The following is a 20,259-nucleotide window of genomic DNA, read 5'->3' on the forward strand; positions in this document are numbered from 1 at the left end:
CATTCTTGTCAGACAACGGGCGGAATTCACGCGATGTCAGACATTCTTGTCAGACAACGGGCGGAATTCACGCGATGTCAGACATTCTTGTCAGACAACGGGCGCTTTTCCCCGCGATGTCAGACATTCTTGTCAGACAACAGAAGCATTCCCCGCGATGTCAGACATTCTTGTCAGACAACGGGGGCTAATTCATGCGATGTCAGACATTCTTGTGAGACAACGGGCAGAATTCACGCGATGTCAGACATTCTTGCCAGACAACGCACGCTTTCAGCAAACAAATAAAATCGCCTGGTCCCCGGTAATCAATTTAAATCCAAGGTCCGGGTTATATACTAGCCGCTCACCTCTTTTTACGCCCAATAAAATGCTTCTATGTCCCAGGAAATACTGACTTGCTTCTTTAAAGGTCTGCTGAAGGAGTTCAGGCGGGATATCCTTAACCTCGATGTGCTTTCCTTCAGCGGGGTTCACTATTTCGGTGCTCTCTTTAATGGAATGATGGTGAAGTACACCGTTGACCATAATATGGCTTGAAAGCTCGTAGGCCTTTACAATTTCGTCGGCTCCTGCTCTCTCTGCATTGAGGGCTTGATGAGCCGTTTGTAACTCTGCAATCGTGTACGTTTCCGGTGCCAGTCCTTTAACGGCCAGGATAACAAGAATCGTCTGCATATCGGCTTCCGTTTCATTTTTATGCTGATCTGATGTGATGACGATACTTTTCGCAGAAGATATGTTTGCTTTCTTGAGTGTCTGATCCTGAATAGGAGGGCCTTTTATAAAATGGATTATGTCCAGTGGGGATTCTTCTAATGTTTGATCAATCAGGACGATTTCCTGTGATGGATCTGCCTTTTTCATAGAACGGATGATTTCGCTTGCCTTGGCATTCCAGCCGACAATGATGACATGGCCATTTTTTTTATACATTAGTCTCCCCCTTTTGAATGCATGCTGCAGTTCCACGGCAGCAGCTGCAAAGGTAGCAAAAAAAGCTGTAGCAAAGGCCGCTCCGAGCAGAATGATGAGCATCCCGGCTGCCTTGCCTGCGATTGTGTTAGGTACGAGGTCACCAAATCCGACGGTTGAAATCGTCACGACCGTCCACCATAAGCCGTCGAAAAGATGAGGGAAAGTCTGGGGTTCAATCACCGTCATTATGTACCCGAATATAAAAATCAGCAGGAAAACAAAAAGCGAGATTCTCAGATATACCGGCAATTTTTGCCATACTGAGATGAACACGTGCTTCATTTTTGTCCAGCCTTCTTTTCATGTTGGGGAAATGAAAGAAATTCCTTAATCAGCAAATTGATTTTGCTTTCGATCTGCTTCTCCCCGTACAGCTCAATAGCTCTTTTAATGGCTTGTTCCGTTTCCTGTGAATATGTGATCAGCGGCTTATCTTCCTCTGAATGGTTGTACGTTTGAATAAATATATCCAAAGCTTCGTTCATTTGATCGATCGCGTCACTAAGCTGCTGTCTTTCTTTTCCGGATATTTTCATGGGGTTCACCTTCCCGCGGAGCCTTTACCGGATAGTATGCACTTCTTCCGGCCGCTTCTTTCTGGATAGAAGAGAAAAAAATGCAAAAACTAGCAGCAGGACACCCAAATGGAATGAACATGATAAGCAGGAGGTCATTATGCTTTTTCATCCGCTCGACTTTTTGATTTTTGCCGCTTTTGGTGCAGCAATGTGGGCTCAATATAGAGTGAAGAGTACCTTTACCAAGTATTCAGAAGTCCCGGTTTCATCGGGTTTGACTGGGATGGAAGCGGCGCGGAAATTTTTAGACAGGGAAGATTTACATCAGATAAAGATTGAGCAGGCACGGGGGGTATTGACAGATCATTATGATCCTGTTCACAAGGTCATCCGTTTATCGGAGCCTGTTTACGGCAGACGGTCTATTTCTGCTGCAGCGGTTGCCTGCCATGAAGCAGGGCATGCCTTGCAGCATAAGGAAGCCTACCGGTTTCTTATGATCCGCCATAAAATGTTTCCTATGGTCAGCTTTGCCTCAGGAACAGCTCCTTTTCTCCTGCTTGCCGGTTTTTTTCTGCAGAGCTTTAACTTGATGGGGCTTGGCATTATATTATTCAGTGCCGCGGTCTTCTTCCAGCTGATTACACTTCCGGTTGAATTTAATGCAAGCAGCAGAGCCAGGGACTTCATGGTTGTGGAAGGAATCGTGGCCAGTTCAGAGGAAAAGCAGGCGAGCCGTGTACTGAATGCGGCTGCGCTGACCTATGTTGCGGCTGCGTTGATTTCGCTTTTGCAGCTTCTGAAATTTATCCTTGTATTTTCTCAGGGAAGCAGCCGGGAATAAGGGATAGGAGGGAAAAAATGATTGCGCTTAATCTTTTATTAGTCTTTCTGCTAATTGCAGCCACTGCTTTTTTTGTTGCAACTGAGTTTGCAGTGGTCAAGGTTAGAAAATCAAGGATCGATCAGCTGATCGCAGAAGGCAGCAAGAAGGCTGTTTATGCTGAAAAGGCGTTAACCAATCTTGATGAAGCCCTCTCAGCCTGCCAGCTGGGCATTACAATTACGGCTCTCGGTTTGGGGTGGCTTGGAGAGCCTACGGTTGAAAAGCTTCTCCATCCGCTTTTTGACAGGCTTGCCGTACAGGAACCCGTTGCATCTATTTTATCTTTTGCTGTTGCCTTTGCCGTTGTCACGTTTCTTCATGTAGTCATAGGGGAGCTCGCGCCTAAGACCATTGCCATTCAGAAGGCTGAAGCTGTTACCCTGCTGTTTGCACGGCCTCTTTTGATCTTTTACAAAATAATGTTTCCATTTATTAAAACGCTGAATGGTTCCGCAAGGGCCATTGTCCGGTTCTTCGGTTTTGAACAAGCCTCAGAGCATGAAGTCGCCCATAGTGAAGAAGAGCTGAGAATTATTTTGTCAGAGAGCTTTGAAAAAGGGGAAATCAACCAGTCAGAATTTAAGTACGTTAACAAAATCTTTGAATTTGATAACCGGCTGGCGAGGGAAATTATGGTACCCCGCACCGAAATGGTGACGGTGGAGCGGGGTGCAAGTGTCCGTGAAAACATGGAAATTATGAGAAAAGAACGGTTCACGAGATACCCTGTCCAGGCAGAGGATAAAGATAATATCGTTGGCATCATTAATATTAAAGAAGCTTTTCATGCCCTTTATGTAAGCAAAGAAGTTAGGATGGAGGACATGATCCGCCCCGTAATCAAAGTGATTGAAACCATACCGATTCAGGATTTGCTGATCCGGATGCAAAAGGACCGCATTCATTTGGCCATTCTTGTGGATGAGTATGGAGGAACGGCCGGTCTAGTTACGGTAGAAGATATTGTAGAGGAAATTGTAGGAGACATCAGAGATGAGTTTGATGCGGAGGAGCAGCCTTATATCCGTAAAGTGGAGGCAGGGCATTACATTGCAGATGGGAAAATTTTGCTTGAAGAAATGAATGATCTGCTTGGAACAGAATTGGAGGAAGAAGAGGTAGATACGCTCGGAGGCTGGATTTTGACGAGAAAAATTGACGTTCAGCAGGGAGATTCCATCTCTCAGGACTCCTTAACTTTCCTGGTCATGGAGATGGATGGTCATCATATTAAGCTAATTGAAATAAAGCAATCGCCAAATCCGGATGCAGCACTCTTTACAGAGAAAACAGAGGATTGCTGATTGGCAAAAATCCGATTGTATTTTGTCTGAATTTCTGATAGCATTATCCTGTTATTTTGCACGTATCAGAGACAGCAGATGGAGGTACAGCTATGAAAGCCTATCGCTTTCCAATCATCCTATTATCTTCCATACTCATTGGAGGATTGATCGGGTTTATTTTTGAAGAAAAAGCAGCCGTTCTTAAACCGTTCGGAGATGTTTTTTTAAATGCCATGTTTACGGTTGTTGTCCCGCTTGTGTTTTTTACCATTGCCTCTTCCATCGCCAAAATGGGCGGAACAAAGCGCCTTGGCAAAATCATGGGGAGCATGCTTGGGGTGTTTTTGTTCACAGGGTTGATCGCGGCTCTTTATATGCTTCTTATTGTACAGATCATCCCGCCTGCAGAAGGGGTGAACATGAAGCTCGAAAAACCGGAGGCAGTGGAGGAAGTCAGCCTTGCTGATCAAATCGTAAGTACGTTCACCGTCCCGGATTTCGCTGACTTGTTTTCAAGAAGCAACATGCTTTCTTTGATTGTTTTTTCCGTATTGCTTGGAATTGCCGTTTCAGCCATAGGGGAAAAAGGGAAGCCTTTTTCTGCTTTTCTCGCTTCTGGATCGGAAGTGATGATGAAAATTGTATCCTACATTATGTATTACGCTCCAATCGGTTTAGGCGCATATTTTGCAGCGCTCGTTGGTGAATACGGCCCCATGCTGCTGGGGACGTATTTCAAGTCAGGAATTTTATATTATGTTTCTGCCTTTGTTTACTTTTTCGCTGCGTTCACACTTTATGCGTTTATGGCAGGGAAAAAGAAAGGTGTCAAGGTATTCTGGGGCAATATGCTTTCCCCGACCGTTACGTCCCTTGCTACCTGCTCGAGCGCGGCTTCCATTCCGGTCAATCTGGAAGCATCGAGGAAAATGGGGGTAGCCCCGGATATCAGCGAAACGACCATTCCGCTTGGTGCCGCCCTTCATAAAGACGGATCTGTTTTAGGCGGGGTTCTTAAAATCGTATTTCTCTTCGGGATTTTTGGAAAAGAGTTTTCCGGATTCGGAACGATGGCGAGTGTCGTTCTTGTAGCCATTCTGGTAGGCACGGTAATGGGAGCCATTCCGAGCGGAGGCATGATCGGTGAAATGCTCATCCTGACTCTTTACGGATTTCCTCCTGAAGCGCTTCCAATTGTGGCGGCGATATCAACAATCATTGATCCGCCTGCAACCATGCTTAATGTGACGGGTGACAATGCAGCCGGCATGATGGTCTCCAGGCTGGTGGAAGGAAAGGACTGGCTTAAGAAGCAAGCCGGGGAGATGATGTCTAAATCCGCTTAATCAAGATTGGGAGGAAAGGAGTCATGGAAAGGCTCTAATGCGATAACCAGTTCTATATTCAGAAAAAAGCCCAGGAGACAGCCGGGCTTTTTTTACTGGTGGAAAAGAAAATTATGTTCAATCTTTAACATTTTTAGAGTATAATATGGGTTAGAAATTTATCTTTATCTTTTAAAAAATGTAAGCGAATACTTTATAGGGCCTTCGCCCTTGCGATAAAAGGAGTGGCACATATGAAACGTATCTGGTGGAAAGAAGCGGTAGCGTATCAGATTTATCCGCGCAGCTTCATGGATTCAAACGGAGATGGAATCGGCGATATTAGAGGAGTCATCTCTAAGCTGGATTATTTAAAGGATCTTGGAATCGATGTCATATGGATCTGTCCGATATTTAAATCTCCAAATGCAGATAACGGATACGATATTAGCGATTATCAGGATATTATGGAAGACTTCGGATCAATGGAGGATTTCGATTTGCTGCTGGAGGAAGTGCATGCGAGGGGCATGAAGCTGATTATGGATCTGGTTGTTAACCACTCCAGCGATGAGCACCCATGGTTTATCGAATCCCGTTCATCTAAAGATAACCCGAAGCGGGACTGGTATATTTGGAGAGATGGCAAGGACGGAAAAGAGCCGAATAACTGGGAGAGCATCTTCAGCGGATCCGCGTGGGAATTAGATGAAGCCAGCGGTCAATATTATTTGCATGTCTTTGCTGCCAAACAGCCGGATTTAAACTGGAAGAACAAAGAGATGCGCCAGGCTGTCTATGAAATGATCAACTGGTGGCTCGATAAGGGAATCGACGGCTTCCGCGTAGATGCCATTTCTCATATCAACAAAAAAGAAAACTTTCCTGACCTTCCGAATCCACACGGCTTTGATTATGTTTCATCCTTCGATTATCACATGAATGTTGAGGGAATTATGGAGTATTTAACAGAGCTGAAAGCGCAAACGTTTGCGCGTTACGATATTATGACGGTTGGAGAAGCAAATGGTGTGAAGCTTGAACAGGCAGAGGATTGGGTTGGAGATGAGAATGGGATCTTCAACATGATTTTTCAGTTTGAGCATCTTAGTCTTTGGGATAATGGCACCGAAGGGCATGTTGATTTAGTTGAGCTGAAAAAGACGCTCACAAAGTGGCAAAAGGGCCTTCAGAATAATGGATGGAATGCATTATTCCTTGAAAATCACGATCAGCCCCGATCTGTTTCAACCTGGGGGAATGACCGCGAATATTTAACGGAAAGCGCGAAGGCTCTTGCTGCCATGTATTTCTTTATGCAGGGAACGCCTTTCATTTATCAGGGACAGGAGCTTGGAATGACAAATGTCCGCTTCCCGTCCATTGACGATTATGATGATGTGGCCATGAAAAATCTATACCGGTTTGAAACAGAGAAAGGACGTCCCCATCAGGAAATCATGGAAATCATCTGGCTCAAGGGCCGTGATAATTCAAGGACGCCGATGCAATGGAACAATGAGAAGAATGCAGGCTTCACAACCGGTACTCCATGGTTTGGCGTGAATGAAAACTATGAAACCATTAATGTCGAGAAGCAGATGGGGGACCCTGATTCCGTCTACCACTTCTTCAAAAGCCTGATCAAAATCCGGAAAGAGAACGATCTGTTTATTTACGGAGATTATGATTTGATTTTGCCGGAAGACAAACAAATCTATGCCTACACTAGAACACTTGGCAGCCAAAAAGGTCTGGTCATCAGCAATATCAGCTCAAAGCCTGCGTACTATCAGTACAGCAAGCTTCCATTGTCCAGTGAATCCTTACTAATTTCCAACTATGAATGCGGCCAGCACAAGCACACAACTTCAGAAACACTGAAACCTTATGAAACCCGCGTCTATCTTTTTGGGGAATGAAATGGTATATTTGACCTAGTTTAGTGCCGTTTTACTAGATTTAGGTCAATACGGCTCATTGAGCAAACAGTCTGCTGTTTGCTTTTTGGGCCTTTTTTTATTCAACATTTTGCTCACGACTCTATATGGATAAATCGATAAGATGAAGAGGATCTAAAAAGTAGGGGAAATGATAATGGAAAAGTATAAAGCAAAATTGCTCGAGAATATCCGGACACAGCTTAAATTATGGAATACAGGAACAGATGAGATAAAACCTCTGGAACTGTATAAATTTTTGCATTCACTGGCTGGCACAGCTCCGACCATCGGCTTGCAAAAAATCGGCGATGCAGCCACAGGGCTAACGAAAAAATTGGAGGACAAGGGGAAAGAAAGCTGGTCCGCTTCTGAGGTCAAGTCCTTCCTTTTTCCTCTGCTCTCCATTGCGTATGATGAAGATTATGCAGATGTCACCGAAAATACCCATTCCCAAAAGACTTTCGCAGAAGAAAAAGATTTAATTATGCTGATCGATGACGATCCTGCTCTGCTTATGTATTTAAAAGATGAGCTGGAGAAGGAAATGTTTACTGTGATGGCTTTTACGGAACCGAATAAAGCACTGAAAGCATTTTTTGACCTCGATCCGTCCTGCGTGATTATCGATGTTCATATGCAGGAGAGCAGCGGGCTGGAAATTTTAGAGGAATTCAAGCGCTATACGAACTTTCGTTTTATTCCGGCCGTCATGATCAGTGTAGATCATTCTAAAGAAACGAGAATGAAAAGCTATGAATTGGACGCAGATGATTTCATCCTAAAGCCATTTGATATGGATGAATTTATTTTGAGAGTGCGGAGGCTGGTGAATAAGAAAAATAATATGAAAGAGCTTATCATGCTGGACGAGCTGACGAGAGTCTATACGAGAAAGCATTTGGCTCCTTCCTTTAAGCGGATGGCCGATCAAATGAATCGTGAAGGCCAGCCTTTCACCGCCGCGTTGATCGATTTGGATCATTTTAAATCCGTGAACGATACTTACGGTCATTTGACTGGAGACAAAGTTCTTATAGGGTTTGCTGAAATGGTGAAACAGAATCTTCGGAGCGGGGATTTGCCTTTCCGCTATGGAGGAGAGGAATTCCTTGTCCTATTTCCAAGAACAGATGTAGAAACGGCAGACCAAGTGCTTCAGCGCATACTTAAACAATTTATGGAACAGTCTTTTAAAACGGAAAAGAAATCCTTTAATGTGTCTTTTTCTGCAGGAATCGCTTCTGCAAGCAGTTCTGAAGGCTTGGAAAAAGTTATCGCAGCAGCAGATCTTGCATTGTATCAGTCAAAAAGCGCCGGAAGGGCAAGGATTACCCGTTCAGTGTCCGCCTTGGCTGAGCTTCCTGCCAAGAGACACCTCCGGTTCGCGATTGTAGATGATGATCCTATCATTCGAACGATTTTAACGGATTTGTTTAAAAAAAGCCGCTTAAATCGTAAGTTTCAGCTTGACATTGATACGTTTGCAGATGGACTGGACTTTCTTGATTCGCAATGGCACAAAAAACAAAGGGATTCCTCATCCATAGTCATCTTGGACGGAATAATGCCCGGCATGGACGGGATCGAAGTCCTTAAGGAAATAAAAAATCTGAGCAATCATGATCGCTTTACAGTCGTTATGCTGACAAACCGGACCAGTGAAGAGGACGTAGCGCAAGCATTAAAATATGGAGCCGATGATTATTTAACCAAGCCCTTTAAACTGGCAGAGCTGGAATTGAGAATCCGCCATCTTATTAAAAAGGTGAGCAGCTGAGCCTGACAGTTAATAAACGGCTCCATCCAGCCGATAAATAGAAGGAGAATGAGAGCGTTTTAGGAGGAATCACAGTGGCTCGTATTTTACTTGCAGAAGATGAAGAGGTTTTAAGGATGCTTGTTTGCGATACCCTTGAAGATGTTGGATATGAACTGGATGAAGCATGCGATGGGGAAGAAGCGCTGAATAAGATCAGCAGCACGGATTACGACCTCGTGTTAATTGATTATATGATGCCGGTTTTTACGGGTCTTGAGGTGATTGCCAAGGTAAGGGCAAATCCAGATAATAATCACGTTAAAATCATGATGCTCAGCGCGAAAAGCCAGTATTCCGATCAGGAGGCAGCTTTGGCAGCGGGAGCAGATTATTTCATGGCCAAGCCGTTCAGTCCGATTCAGCTCTCAGAAAAAGTTGAGGAGATACTTGAGCAGAATGGCATCTAATAGTAAGAACAGCATTACAAGAAAATTCAGTGCCCTGACGATTTCGATTGTCATCATTTTTGCCGCAGCATTCGCGGTTTTCCTTATGATTCAAAACAATGCATCCAGTTCATTCAGCGCAAAGAACAAAGCCTTGAACGTAAGAGAGAATATGGCTATTGAACTGGATTACGGATTTAATCTGGCAATCTCAGAGTTTCGGGCATACTTTGCATTTGGCAATTATGGAGAGGAGGCTTCTTACAAAAACAATGCATTAAAGCAGCAGGATCAAATTAATTTAAAGCTGAAAGAATTTGAAAAGCTCGCAACGGAGAAGGAGGACCTCGAATTTTATGAAGCCGCCCGATCCTTTTACGATTATTATTTTAATGAGACTGCTCCAAAGGCCATTTCTTTATACGAATCGGGAGATACAAGTGCAGTTGCCAGTCTTGCAGCAGGCGGAGGAACGGAGAGTGTAAGGGAATTTCAGAGCAGTATGAAAAATTACCGCCTAAATCTTGACCGAAAACTCGAAGAGAATGAAAAGAGCTATACCGACGGAATGAGAGCAAGACAAACAGCCTTTTCAATCCTGCTCGTCATTTTGCTCGGAGGCATGTCGGCGTTGATCCGCTCGCTTACCCGAAAAATCAGCAGGCCGCTTGTTGAGCTGACAGATGCAGCAAGCAGCATAGCTTCCGGGAAGGAAGTGCTCTTTGAAAACCGGACAAACCGGAATGATGAGCTGGGGATCCTTCATCAGGCATTTGAGAGGATGAGCTACAGCATCCATGAGAAAGAACAGGATTTAAGCGCTCAAAACGAGGAGCTAATCGCACAGCAGGATGAACTTCAAGCCCAGCAGGCAGAGCTTGAGGAAGTACTCGAGCAAATGAAGGACAGGGAAAATCAGCTCAAATTAAGAAATGAGCTAATCAATGGCATTTCAAACACATTGGATAAGAGGGATCTGTTAAAAAGCATTATATCCTCACTCGCTCCTATTGTGGGGGCAGACAAGGCATTAATCGTCCTGACAAGCCATCATAAAGAGCATGCCTCCATCGGCGTTTCAGATGAAGAGGCCAATCAATTCCTTCGAAATCTACAATCTGGATTTATTCAAAGTCTGGAGGAAAGCCGTCAGCCGTTATCCATAAAAAGAGAGATGCTTGAGTCTGAAAAAGGCTTCCACCATCAGGCAGCAACGTGCTATGACTTGTTCCTTCCTGTTTTTTCTTCACAGGAACAGCTGGATGCTATTCTTCTTTTCACAAGATACAGCGGAGATTTCACAGCAGAAGAAACAAAAAACTATATGGCTTTGGCTAAAAACATTTCGATTTCCCTTGAAAAGATTAAACTGTATGAACAGACTGAGGAAGAACGGCAGCTTAACCGCGATATTATGAACACGGTGCATGAGGGCATTCAGCTTGTGGATACGAGAGGAACAATCCGGTTGATGAACGAAACGATGCACGAAATCATCCGCGGGTGGGAGAACCAGCCTGCAGAAAATTCTTCGTTTACCGAATGGATGGCTATGTTTGAGCCTCATGTTGAAAAGGAAGCCGACTTCAGGGAGTTTTTCCAGCAGGCTGTCTTTACGGAAGCAAACGTACTTAATCAGGAACCTTTTCTCTATCAGCTTCATGGAAAAAGCGGGGTAAAGGTTATCAAGGTGTATATGGAGCCCCTTTACCGGATGGACCATCGAGTGGGAACGGTGATTGTTCACCGTGATATTACCCGCGAATATGAAGTGGACAAAATGAAATCCGAGTTTGTCAGTACCGTCAGCCATGAGCTTAGAACACCGCTTGCAAGTGTTCTTGGATTCACCGAGCTGATGCTTCATAAAGAGCTGAAGCCCGAAAGGCAAAAAAAATATTTAACAACGATTTTCCAGGAAGCAAAAAGGCTGACCTCCCTTATAAACGATTTTCTGGACGTCCAGCGCATGGAAGTGGGCAAGCAGTCCTATGAAAAGAAATATGACGATCTTTATCCGCTCCTGCAGCAGATCGTGGAGCTGCAGCAAATTCAGTCTCCGAAGCACACTTTCACCATCGAAAGACTGACGGAGCAGACTCTCGTACTTGGGGATAAAGACAAGCTCTCTCAAGTATTCGGAAACCTGATCAGCAATGCAGTTAAATATTCTCCTAATGGCGGTGCTGTAGAAATCCTGTTGTTTGAGGAGGAAAAGCATTTAAACGTCTCTGTTCGGGATAAAGGCCTCGGAATCCCTCAGGAAGCAATGGAGAAGCTGTTCAATAAATTTTACAGAGTCGATAACACAGACCGCAGAAGAATCGGCGGGACAGGACTTGGCCTCGCGATTGTAAAAGAAATCGTCAAGGCTCATGAGGGGACGGTAAAGGTCAGCTCTGAACTGGGGCAAGGCAGCGTCTTTTCAGTGAAACTTCCCCTTGTTATACAGGCCGGTTCCGATCATGAAGAGATAACAGCAAAACGCACAGGTACGCATGTGATGATTATTGAGGATGACATGAATTTAGCCCATTTGCTTAAAGCAGAGCTTGAGGAAAGCCATTTTCGTGTAGTAATATCCACAAACGGGAAAGAAGCCCTTAAACAGATGGCTGAGGTTCAGCCCGAAGCGGTTGTCCTTGATATCATGCTGGACGATCCTGCCTATACGGGATGGGACCTGCTCAAAGAAATGAAATCACGCGAAAAATTAAAGCAGATCCCAATTTTTATTTCCTCCGCTCTAGAGGAAAAAGAAAAAGGCTTTGAGCTTGGAGCCAATGACTACCTGATCAAGCCGTACCAGCCGAGCCTCCTCTCCAAGCTTATCCTGCAAACCCTGTGGCAGCGGGATTTAAACGGCCAGATTTTGGTGCCGGCTGAATAACAGTCAGCCGCGGCCATGCTATCCTATCTGTAACTGATCAGGGACCCCTAAAAGCTGCAGGGGTCCTTATTTTTATCTAAATGGCACTGATAAGTTTAGCCGCTTCAAATCTGTGCTATGTAATTAAAAAGCTATTAAAAGCTTTAGGTTCACATTAAGAAGCAAACAGTTCTTATGTAAAGGAGGAGACACACATGATTAAGCATTCTATTCAAACGGACGGACAGGATGAGCTAAAGGACATCACGGAGCTTGTTCAGGAGGAGGTAACGAAATCTGGAGCACAATCAGGCTTTGTATTTGTATACTGCCCGCATACGACAGCTGGAATTACAATCAATGAAAATGCAGATCCGGACGTAAAAAGGGACATGATCGAAAGGTGGAAGAACGTGTATCCGTGGGAAACCGAATCAGACCGTCATATGGAAGGCAATACGGCAGCTCATATGAAAGCAAGTACGGTTGGAGCTTCCGAGCAAATCATGATTGAAAATGGCCGGCTTGTTCTGGGAAGATGGCAGGGAATCTATTTTTGCGAGTTTGATGGACCGCGCAGCCGTGAACTGATGATTAAAATAACACCGGACCGATAAACATTTCCAGCACATTCACACTTGAATCCATAGTATGGTGTTTTACACTGAAGAGGGTGATGTTTTTTGGAAATTGTGGACTATTCATATAAAAAAAGAGGAAATGTAGAATTTGTTTTTTCTCCGTTTCCGCATTCAAGAGTCCTTCTCTCGCCGATTAAAAATTATTTTTTTGTCCGCTATGTAAAATGGGATGATCGGGATCCCATTGTGGAACGGGCAGATTTAGAGTACATGGAATGGCTCGTAAATAAGCATTTCGGGCTCGAAGCCTGGTACAGGAGACGAAGAGCATTTAAGCTTCCTGCGGAACCGGAATAAGGCTACAATCCGGCAGTTGAGCTGCCGATTCTGCTGACGATTGTGCGGTTTTGGTAATAAACAGGCAGGCCGCTGTTTGCCGGACTGAAAAAGTACAAGTATTTGAAGTCCGGCCTTGTGGTTTGGGATAGAAGATAGGCGGAACGTGTCGAACCGGGATATCGGTATTGATTAAGGCTTTTAATAACACCGTCTGCATCCTTGATTCCCATTCCATGACCGAAATATTGTTTATCCCCCATCATAATTGTATTTTCTCCCCGCCACTGAGGAAACTGGTCATCAAAATCCGGATTATTAAAATAGAGGCAATCCCCTGGTATGAAGTCATTTCCTCTGGCCGTCCGAATGTTTAAATCCTCGTCATGACGCCAATCCCGCAAAGTAATGCTTCTAAAAATCCTGTCAAAGGCCCTCGCTCCTATGCTGTCCAGTGCCGCTTTGTAAAAGAGAATGACTATGGCGGTGGCACATTCAAAGGCGTAAAGCCTTCCATTAGTAAATATGTCCTGAATTCCCGCTGACGCAGGAATCCCTTGCCGCTGTATAAAGGCTCCCCTTTCCGTTAAAATCCAAAAGGCCGGATTGCAATACGAGGTTTCAAACGTTGCAAACTGGGCTCCTCCGTAGGCAAGAGATTTTGCCGCTTCGATTATGAGGTTCCTCATGTCCAGTTCAAATTTAAACTGTTCTCTGCTTACAAACACATATCTTTCCTTATATTTGTCCATATTCATAATCATTTCTTTTTGCGCACTGTTTTTAGCCTCTTTTTTCAAATCGCTGTAAGACTGTTCTTTGTTCTGAATAATAATCAAGAGATTTCCCCCCTGCAGGCAGATATCCCAGTTTATGCAGGTTGTGCTGAAATTGCATCATGTACGGGTACGCTGAATATTATTTAAACTTTCTGCATGACAAAAATAAGAAATTCGTATAAGATAATGAAGACTGATTATAATACCAACTTAACTGATGGGAATTATGTAGTTATAGATCAGGTTTGTTTGACCTGAAGAAAGAGGAGGAAATCAATGTGGGTCTTATTATTCTAAATATTTCATTACTGCTGCTGTTAATAGCAGGGCTTTTTTACATGCAAAAAAAGCATATTTCTTTTTCAAAAAGAGTCTTTAGCGCACTTGGAGTCGGGATTGTGTTCGGATATGCCCTGCAGTTTGCATACGGCGCTGAATCCGCCGTTCTCGTTTCATCAATCGACTGGTTTGGAATAGTTGGAGACGGATATGTAAAACTGCTGCAAATGATTGTTATGCCGCTTGTGTTTATTTCAATCGTGGCTGCATTTACACGGCTGAAACTGTCCTCTAATATCGGTAAAATCAGCGGACTGATTTTAGCTGTGCTACTTGGCACGACCGCTATTTCTGCTGCAGTTGGAATCGCTTCTGCAAGCGGTTTTGGCTTAGAGGCGATTCAAATTGAACAAGGGCAGGCAGAAACTGAAAGAGCAGTGCAGCTTGAAGAGAAGTTTACAGAAATTGAAGGACAGACATTTCCGCAAAAGGTTGTCGAGCTTCTTCCTGGTAACCCGTTTATGGATTTGACGGGAGAGCGTCCAACTTCAACGATTGCTGTCGTAATTTTTGCCGCGTTTATCGGGATGGCGTTCCTTGGAGTGAAAAGAAAGCAGCCGGAACAGGCAGAGATGTTTGCTAAGATTATCGATTCACTTTACGCAATCGTAATGCGGATTGTCACTCTGATCCTGCGGCTAACCCCATATGGAGTATTGGCCATCATGACGTCAACTGTAGCGTTGAGTAACTTCGACTCCATCTTAAAACTGGGTAAATTCGTTCTTGCTTCTTATGCAGCCCTTGCTGTTATGTTTATCATCCATCTGATCATTATTACGATTTCAGGACTCAACCCTATCCTGTATATTAAAAAAATCATTCCGGTCCTTACCTTTGCATTTACATCGAGATCGAGTGCAGGAACCCTGCCGCTTAATGTGAATACACAAACGAAAAAACTGGGCGTCCCGGAAGGCATTGCAAATTTTGCCGGTTCATTTGGTCTTACTATTGGCCAAAATGGATGCGCAGGAATATACCCTGCCATGCTGGCTGTCATGATTGCGCCGACACAGGGGATCAATCCTCTGGATCCAACCTTCATTCTTACATTGATTGCTGTTGTTGTCATCAGTTCATTTGGTGTGGCAGGTGTTGGAGGAGGAGCGACGTTTGCTGCCATCCTGGTTCTTTCTACAATGAACCTTCCAGTTGCTCTTGCCGGACTTTTAATCTCGGTCGAGCCGCTGATTGATATGGGAAGAACCGCATTGAATGTCAGCGGGAGCATGACCGCAGGTATCGTCACGAGCCGCGTTACAAAGGATTTGGATACAGACACATACAATGACGTTCATGCAAAAGGATCAGAAGTTTACTGATTCATAGAACTGCAGACGGAGATGACCGATCAGGATTACAATTCCTATCGGTCATCTTTTTTTGCGGAAACGGAAAGCAGCAGTGGATATTAAGCAGGATACGCTAAGGCACCCGGGCCGTCAAAGTGTTTAAATAGGTGTTTCAACCGTCTATCTAAGGGAAATGATATATAGCATATCAAAGGAGGAATGATTCATTATGTCTGAAAAAAATCATATGATTGATCGAACAGGGGAAGTAAATCCAGGTGAAATCGAAGATGTCGTCAGCCGGATCGGAGAAGATAAGCAGGAAGAAATTTTAAAGAGCTTTGAAGGCTTTAAAACATACTTGCGTGAAAAGGTCGAGGTAGGGAAGAAAATCGGTCTTAGCGAAGAACAGCTGGCCAAAACAACAGAACGGGTCGCAGGATATCTGGCAGAACACGTGCAACCGAAAAACAGAGAAGAATATCTTCTTAAAGAACTATGGAAATCCGGAGACAAAGACCAGCAGCATGCACTGGCCCACATGCTTTTGACTATGGTGGAAGAAGAATAGAGTATTCCAGCTGACCGTAAAAATGAGTACGGTCAGCCGTTTTTTTTGAGGAGACAATTCTGCTGAAAGCGTGTGGATGGTGAGCTCCCCACAGGAAATGGGGGGTTTTTACACCTGGAGCAAGCTGCTGCGGAAAAATGAAGGCGGATTACAGGTTTTCCTGCATCAGATGTGACGGCAGGCTCATTCCAGGGAGAAATTAGGTAGATAACGAGGTCTTGTTTCGCCTCTTTTTATATTTTTGAGCAGCACCGGGCCGCAGATATTCCCTAATTTTTGCTTTTATTGTCCGAACTTGGATTTTATTGTCCGTATTTGGAGTATATTGTCTCAACTTTCATTTTATTGTCCGTACTTTCAATATAAAGACTTTTCGACAAAATCCGATAGATTCCGCTTCTGTCAGGCCGGTCAGCTCATATGCTGACCTGGATCTGCCTTCTTTAACGTACGGATGACCTCCCCTTCACAAAAAAACTGAAGACCGAATGTTCGGCTCTCAGTTAACAGGTGGATGATCAGGGATTCAGTGCTTCTAGAAAAGCTTGAGAGGTTCTTATCGAATAGTTGCATTTTTATCATTGCTTCAGATGAGTGCGCAGACTCACTCCAAGGAGAGCTATGTTCCCATATTCCGCCTCTGTTTATGTATATAAGCAGCACCGGGCCGCAGATATTCCGTAATTTTTGCTTTTATTGTCCGAACTTGGATTTTATTGTCCGAACTCAAAATTTATTGTCCGTACTTTGGTTTTATTGTCTCAACTTTCATTTTATTGTCCGTACTTTCAATATAAAGACTTTTCGACAAAATCCGACAGACTCCGTTCATGTTAGGCCGGTCAGCTCAAATGGTAACCTGGATCTGCCTTCTTTACGATAAAATTCACCAAAACCCGCTTCTGTCCGAACACACTGAATAGTCAGGACCCATGCTAATCCCGCCATCATAAAAAAACTGAGAGCCGAACGTTCGGCTCTCAGTCAAGATATAAAGAATCAAGTATTCAGTGCTTCTACAAAAGCTTTGGCTGCTGATTTGCTGCTTTGAGGATTTTGGCCGGTTACGAATCGTGTATCTGTGACAACATGATCGGAATAGGCTGCAGCCCCTTCAAACTGGGCACCCTGCTCCCTCAGTTTCGACTCAAGTAGGAACGGCATAAGTGAATCTAAACCGGTCTGCTGTTCTTCCTCGTTTGTAAACCCCGTCAGGCTGACACCGTCTACCAGGAATTTTCCATTGGAAAGCTTAGTTCCGACAAATCCAGCCGGGCCATGGCATACTGCACCAATCACTTTATTGTTTTCAGCAAAGTGTGCAAGGGCTTTTTGAAGGGAAGGATCATCGGGAAGATCAAACATCGTCCCATGTCCGCCAGGCAGGAAGATTCCATTAAAGTCCTGCGGGTTTAGTGCAGAGAGTACTTCCGTATTTTGCAGCATCGAGATGGCTTCCTCCCACTCATCCGGAGGAGTTTCCTGAACACTGTTCGGGTCGATCGGAATTCTTCCCCCATTTGGACTTGCGGCGCTAACCTGGAATCCGCTGTTTACAAATTCAATATATGGCTCTGCAAATTCACCGAGCCATAGGCCTGTTTCATGTTCTTCATCAATTTTGCTTGAGTTTGTTAAAACCATTAATATCTTTTTCATCTCAAAATCCCTCCTAGGGTTTTGGTTACATAGTATATTTAACCTCAAAGCTCTCTTTTTAACCGTACTTTTTGCATTTCAATTCCTGAATGCCTGAAACTTGGTTAGAATAAGAAGAAAAAGCCGGAAATGAGATGCATGATGAAAAAATATGCAAAGGTTTTCCTTATCCTATTGCTGTCTGCTGGTGTAATGCTGGCAGCAGGATTTTATATCTGGTCGAGATTTACCTACACCCCTTCAGATGAACTGTTGAAAGCAGTAGATGAGAACCGGATTCAAGAGCAAAATCAAATCTTGTTCGCTGACCCTTTCGATTCAAAACCTTCTGCTGGAGTGATTCTATACCCGGGAGCAAAAGTAGAGCCTGAAGCTTACGCGTACATAGCTCAGGAGCTTGCTGATAGAGGCATAGCCGCTGCTGTCCCAGAAATGCCTTTTCATTTTTCCATTTTCGGAACCGGAAAAGCAGATGATGTTCGAAGGGCCCGTCCGAACGTGCAAAATTGGTATGTTGGCGGACATTCTCTTGGGGGAGTGGCAGCAGCAAATTACGCTAAAGAAAACGAAGAAAGTGTAAAAGGGGTATTTTTCCTTGCCTCCTACCCTGCCGAGTCTGCCAATTTAAAAAAGACCGGGCTTGACGTCTTGTCCATTTACGGAACGAATGATGGTCTTACCTCCCTGCAGGACATTGAAAACTCAAAAGCATATACTCCTAAGGATGCAATTTTTAAGGAAATCAGGGGAGGGAACCATGCTCAATTTGGTCTTTATGGACCGCAAAAAGGGGATATGGAAGCGAATATACCAGCTATTGAACAGCAGAATCAAATTGTCCGGTATTTAGAGGAATGGATCAGTAAAGACAGCATCGGGGAGAAATAGAACTGGTTATGAGGGGCCCTCTGAAATAATTGACAGAGTGCCTGACAGGATGGGCAGGGTTCAATGCACACCCTGGTGAGACGAATGGTAAATCACACCCCGGGCTCTCGAAGCTCTTAAAACGAAACAGAGAGGAATCCATTTCCAGCTAAGCCATTCTTATAAACCCGATCCTTTCCTTGCAATATGGTTGAACCTTTGATTAAGGCTCCTCCCTTATACTTCTTCCTGCCGAAAATTGCCTTTCCCGCGCTGCCCTGTATAATTACAGCCTCATTTCCTCATATTAATAAAGATTCAACAGACAGGGAGGTGAGCGATATGGGTTTATTCGGCAAAGAGAACAAATCAGAAAAACAAGCACACCAAAGCCACAATGACAGCCAGGCTCTTCAGTCTGCTCTTTCAGATGCAGAACAGGCATTGCAGGGAGATCCGTTGAAAGAGGCGGTTGAAAAGAAAAAGAATAACCATCGCTAAAGGATGGCGTAAAAAAGAACGGGCTTCCACAGACCCGTTCTTCTTATTTTTCAGGAAGTTTTTTGTTCAAGAAGAACGTTCCAAAAGGGATGATGGAAGCAATCAGTGCTCCTCCAATTTTGATAAGTCCCCACCGGTGGCTCCATGCGGCATTGGCAACAGCCAGTATGAATAAAACGAAAAACAGTCCGTGGAGGGATCCAACGATGGTAACAGCCATAGCGATATCAGCCATATACTTTAGAGGCATGGCGATCGCTAACAGGATGATAAAGGATAATCCTTCTATTGTACCGATTACACGAAGTCTTTTAATAGGGGTGGATATCATTTGACAGGCTCCTTTCATTATCAGCTAGCTACATTATATACAATCATGAGGACAAATTATGTTCAATTTGTCCATTTGTCACAATACGTACACAGAAAACACTGTCGTTAAAACTCAGTTGAATTATCGTAATTGTTTGAATAAACTAATCTTATCCCAATGATCAATCCTCAAAGGTTCCGGTATGGTTAGTATTGTTTTATAAAAACTTTTAAGACTGACCGGTCAGCCGAAGGTCCTGAATGCACACCCCGTTCAGGACCTTTTTTTTATTTTGTGAGTCTTTTCGCCCAATTGATTGATGGTGCTTTAGAGAAGGTATATGGAGTAACCTCTGCTACGCTGCTGCTCACGTATATGTTATTAAACCAAAAGCAGCCGGGAGAAGTCAGCGATAGAAAAAAACTGGAAGGCGTAAGCTTTCCAGTTTATCAGCTATTTAGGCAGGCCGGGAGGTTCAAAATAGGGAGGAACTCTGAGCCACCCTTTTTGAATCATCATCGACTTTAAAGCGGCATCGTATTTAATAACCGCCATTAAATGCGCAGCAAAAATCATTGCCGCATCCGTCCGGATCGATTGTGCGAGAGAGGTGGCCATAAATGAGACGTAAGCTGCAGTTTTGACACTGATAAAATTAGCCATTTCACTGTCTGTAAACCGGACACCTGCAGGAACAGCTGAAGTCTCCGAATTTGGTTTATCCTCCTGTCCTGCCTGAGGAAGGGGGACCCCTTCCTTCTTCAAAAACTCCTTAATCTGCTCCAAGCCGTTCAGCGTATCCTTCTTAGCAGTCTCGATGGAATGGATGAGCTGTTTATCCGTCGTAATATTCAGGAAAACGCCATAAAAGGATTTTGCCTCTTCGTACATCGTATAAAGGGTCCACAAAGTCATAACCTCGCCAACGTGCAAAGGTGGTTTTGGCTCTCCATCCAATTCAGGTTTAAGAATACTGCTGATAAATTCAAAGATTCCTGCCATATGTTT

Annotated in this window: 19 protein-coding genes; 13 read left to right on the forward strand and 6 right to left on the reverse strand. The window is 44.1% G+C overall.

The window, feature by feature from the left end:
- Positions 1 to 273: 273 nt before the first annotated feature.
- Positions 274 to 1,260, reverse strand: coding sequence for a potassium channel family protein (locus tag ACQCVE_RS17475; RefSeq protein WP_426863538.1), 987 nt, complete (start codon positions 1,258 to 1,260; stop codon positions 274 to 276).
- Complete coding sequence (locus ACQCVE_RS17480; protein ID WP_426863539.1) at positions 1,257 to 1,514, reverse strand: protein mistic; 258 nt, start codon at positions 1,512 to 1,514, stop codon at positions 1,257 to 1,259. The genes ACQCVE_RS17475 and ACQCVE_RS17480 overlap by 4 nt, the downstream gene beginning before the upstream one ends.
- 139 nt (positions 1,515 to 1,653) lie before the next feature.
- Between ACQCVE_RS17480 and ACQCVE_RS17485 the strand changes: the two genes are divergently transcribed.
- From ACQCVE_RS17485 to ACQCVE_RS17525, 9 genes are all read left to right on the forward strand, one after another.
- Positions 1,654 to 2,340 (forward strand): zinc metallopeptidase, encoded by a 687-nt coding sequence (locus ACQCVE_RS17485; protein ID WP_426863540.1) that lies wholly within the window; start codon positions 1,654 to 1,656, stop codon positions 2,338 to 2,340.
- 17 nt (positions 2,341 to 2,357) lie between these two features.
- Positions 2,358 to 3,686 carry a hemolysin family protein gene (locus ACQCVE_RS17490; RefSeq protein ID WP_426863541.1) on the forward strand — a complete coding sequence of 443 codons (1,329 nt, stop codon included), beginning with the start codon at positions 2,358 to 2,360 and terminating at the stop codon, positions 3,684 to 3,686.
- Positions 3,687 to 3,778: 92 nt separating this feature from the next.
- Complete coding sequence (locus ACQCVE_RS17495; protein WP_426842571.1) at positions 3,779 to 5,014, forward strand: dicarboxylate/amino acid:cation symporter; 1,236 nt, start codon at positions 3,779 to 3,781, stop codon at positions 5,012 to 5,014.
- Positions 5,015 to 5,247: 233 nt separating this feature from the next.
- Positions 5,248 to 6,915 carry a glycoside hydrolase family 13 protein gene (locus ACQCVE_RS17500; protein ID WP_426863542.1) on the forward strand — a complete coding sequence of 556 codons (1,668 nt, stop codon included), beginning with the start codon at positions 5,248 to 5,250 and terminating at the stop codon, positions 6,913 to 6,915.
- Positions 6,916 to 7,090: 175 nt separating this feature from the next.
- Positions 7,091 to 8,713 (forward strand): response regulator, encoded by a 1,623-nt coding sequence (locus ACQCVE_RS17505; RefSeq protein ID WP_426863543.1) that lies wholly within the window; start codon positions 7,091 to 7,093, stop codon positions 8,711 to 8,713.
- A 74-nt stretch (positions 8,714 to 8,787) separates the two neighbouring features.
- Positions 8,788 to 9,162 carry a response regulator gene (locus ACQCVE_RS17510; RefSeq protein WP_426863544.1) on the forward strand — a complete coding sequence of 125 codons (375 nt, stop codon included), beginning with the start codon at positions 8,788 to 8,790 and terminating at the stop codon, positions 9,160 to 9,162.
- Positions 9,152 to 12,031 carry an ATP-binding protein gene (locus ACQCVE_RS17515; RefSeq protein WP_426863545.1) on the forward strand — a complete coding sequence of 960 codons (2,880 nt, stop codon included), beginning with the start codon at positions 9,152 to 9,154 and terminating at the stop codon, positions 12,029 to 12,031. Before ACQCVE_RS17510 ends, ACQCVE_RS17515 begins: the two co-directional genes overlap by 11 nt.
- 194 nt (positions 12,032 to 12,225) lie before the next feature.
- Positions 12,226 to 12,627 (forward strand): secondary thiamine-phosphate synthase enzyme YjbQ, encoded by a 402-nt coding sequence (locus tag ACQCVE_RS17520; protein WP_426842566.1) that lies wholly within the window; start codon positions 12,226 to 12,228, stop codon positions 12,625 to 12,627.
- A gap of 66 nt (positions 12,628 to 12,693) precedes the next feature.
- Positions 12,694 to 12,948: a hypothetical protein gene (locus ACQCVE_RS17525; protein WP_426842565.1), complete on the forward strand. Its 255-nt coding sequence runs from the start codon at positions 12,694 to 12,696 to the stop codon at positions 12,946 to 12,948.
- A gap of 2 nt (positions 12,949 to 12,950) precedes the next feature.
- Here ACQCVE_RS17525 and ACQCVE_RS17530 read toward each other — a convergent pair whose 3' ends face one another.
- Positions 12,951 to 13,766: a protein-glutamine gamma-glutamyltransferase gene (locus ACQCVE_RS17530; protein WP_426842564.1), complete on the reverse strand. Its 816-nt coding sequence runs from the start codon at positions 13,764 to 13,766 to the stop codon at positions 12,951 to 12,953.
- A gap of 212 nt (positions 13,767 to 13,978) precedes the next feature.
- On the opposite strand from ACQCVE_RS17530, the gene ACQCVE_RS17535 reads away from it, so the two are divergent.
- Together ACQCVE_RS17535 and ACQCVE_RS17540 are read left to right on the forward strand one after the other, a co-directional pair.
- Complete coding sequence (locus tag ACQCVE_RS17535; RefSeq protein WP_426843333.1) at positions 13,979 to 15,370, forward strand: L-cystine transporter; 1,392 nt, start codon at positions 13,979 to 13,981, stop codon at positions 15,368 to 15,370.
- Positions 15,371 to 15,569: 199 nt separating this feature from the next.
- Positions 15,570 to 15,911, forward strand: a complete 342-nt coding sequence (locus ACQCVE_RS17540) for a DUF3243 domain-containing protein (protein WP_426842563.1) — start codon at positions 15,570 to 15,572, stop codon at positions 15,909 to 15,911.
- 999 nt (positions 15,912 to 16,910) lie between these two features.
- Here ACQCVE_RS17540 and ACQCVE_RS17545 read toward each other — a convergent pair.
- The gene (locus tag ACQCVE_RS17545; protein WP_426842562.1) at positions 16,911 to 17,570 is read right to left on the reverse strand and encodes a type 1 glutamine amidotransferase domain-containing protein; all 660 of its coding nucleotides are present in this window, start codon (positions 17,568 to 17,570) and stop codon (positions 16,911 to 16,913) included.
- Between the two features lie 141 nt (positions 17,571 to 17,711).
- On the opposite strand from ACQCVE_RS17545, the gene ACQCVE_RS17550 reads away from it, so the two are divergent.
- Entirely contained in the window at positions 17,712 to 18,458 is a 747-nt protein-coding gene (locus ACQCVE_RS17550) for an alpha/beta hydrolase (protein WP_426863546.1), read from the forward strand.
- Positions 18,459 to 18,779: 321 nt separating this feature from the next.
- Positions 18,780 to 18,938: a small acid-soluble spore protein SspJ gene (gene sspJ / locus ACQCVE_RS17555; protein ID WP_426842560.1), complete on the forward strand. Its 159-nt coding sequence runs from the start codon at positions 18,780 to 18,782 to the stop codon at positions 18,936 to 18,938.
- Positions 18,939 to 18,981: 43 nt separating this feature from the next.
- Here sspJ and ACQCVE_RS17560 read toward each other — a convergent pair whose 3' ends face one another.
- Together ACQCVE_RS17560 and ACQCVE_RS17565 are read right to left on the reverse strand one after the other, a co-directional pair.
- Positions 18,982 to 19,269, reverse strand: a complete 288-nt coding sequence (locus ACQCVE_RS17560; RefSeq protein ID WP_426842559.1) for a DUF3817 domain-containing protein — start codon at positions 19,267 to 19,269, stop codon at positions 18,982 to 18,984.
- A 435-nt stretch (positions 19,270 to 19,704) separates the two neighbouring features.
- Positions 19,705 to 20,253: a DUF3231 family protein gene (locus ACQCVE_RS17565; protein WP_426842558.1), complete on the reverse strand. Its 549-nt coding sequence runs from the start codon at positions 20,251 to 20,253 to the stop codon at positions 19,705 to 19,707.
- Between the last annotated feature and the right edge of the window lie 6 nt (positions 20,254 to 20,259).

The sequence above is a fragment of the Metabacillus sp. 113a genome, assembly GCF_050107635.1.
GTDB lineage: Bacteria > Bacillota > Bacilli > Bacillales > Bacillaceae > Metabacillus_B.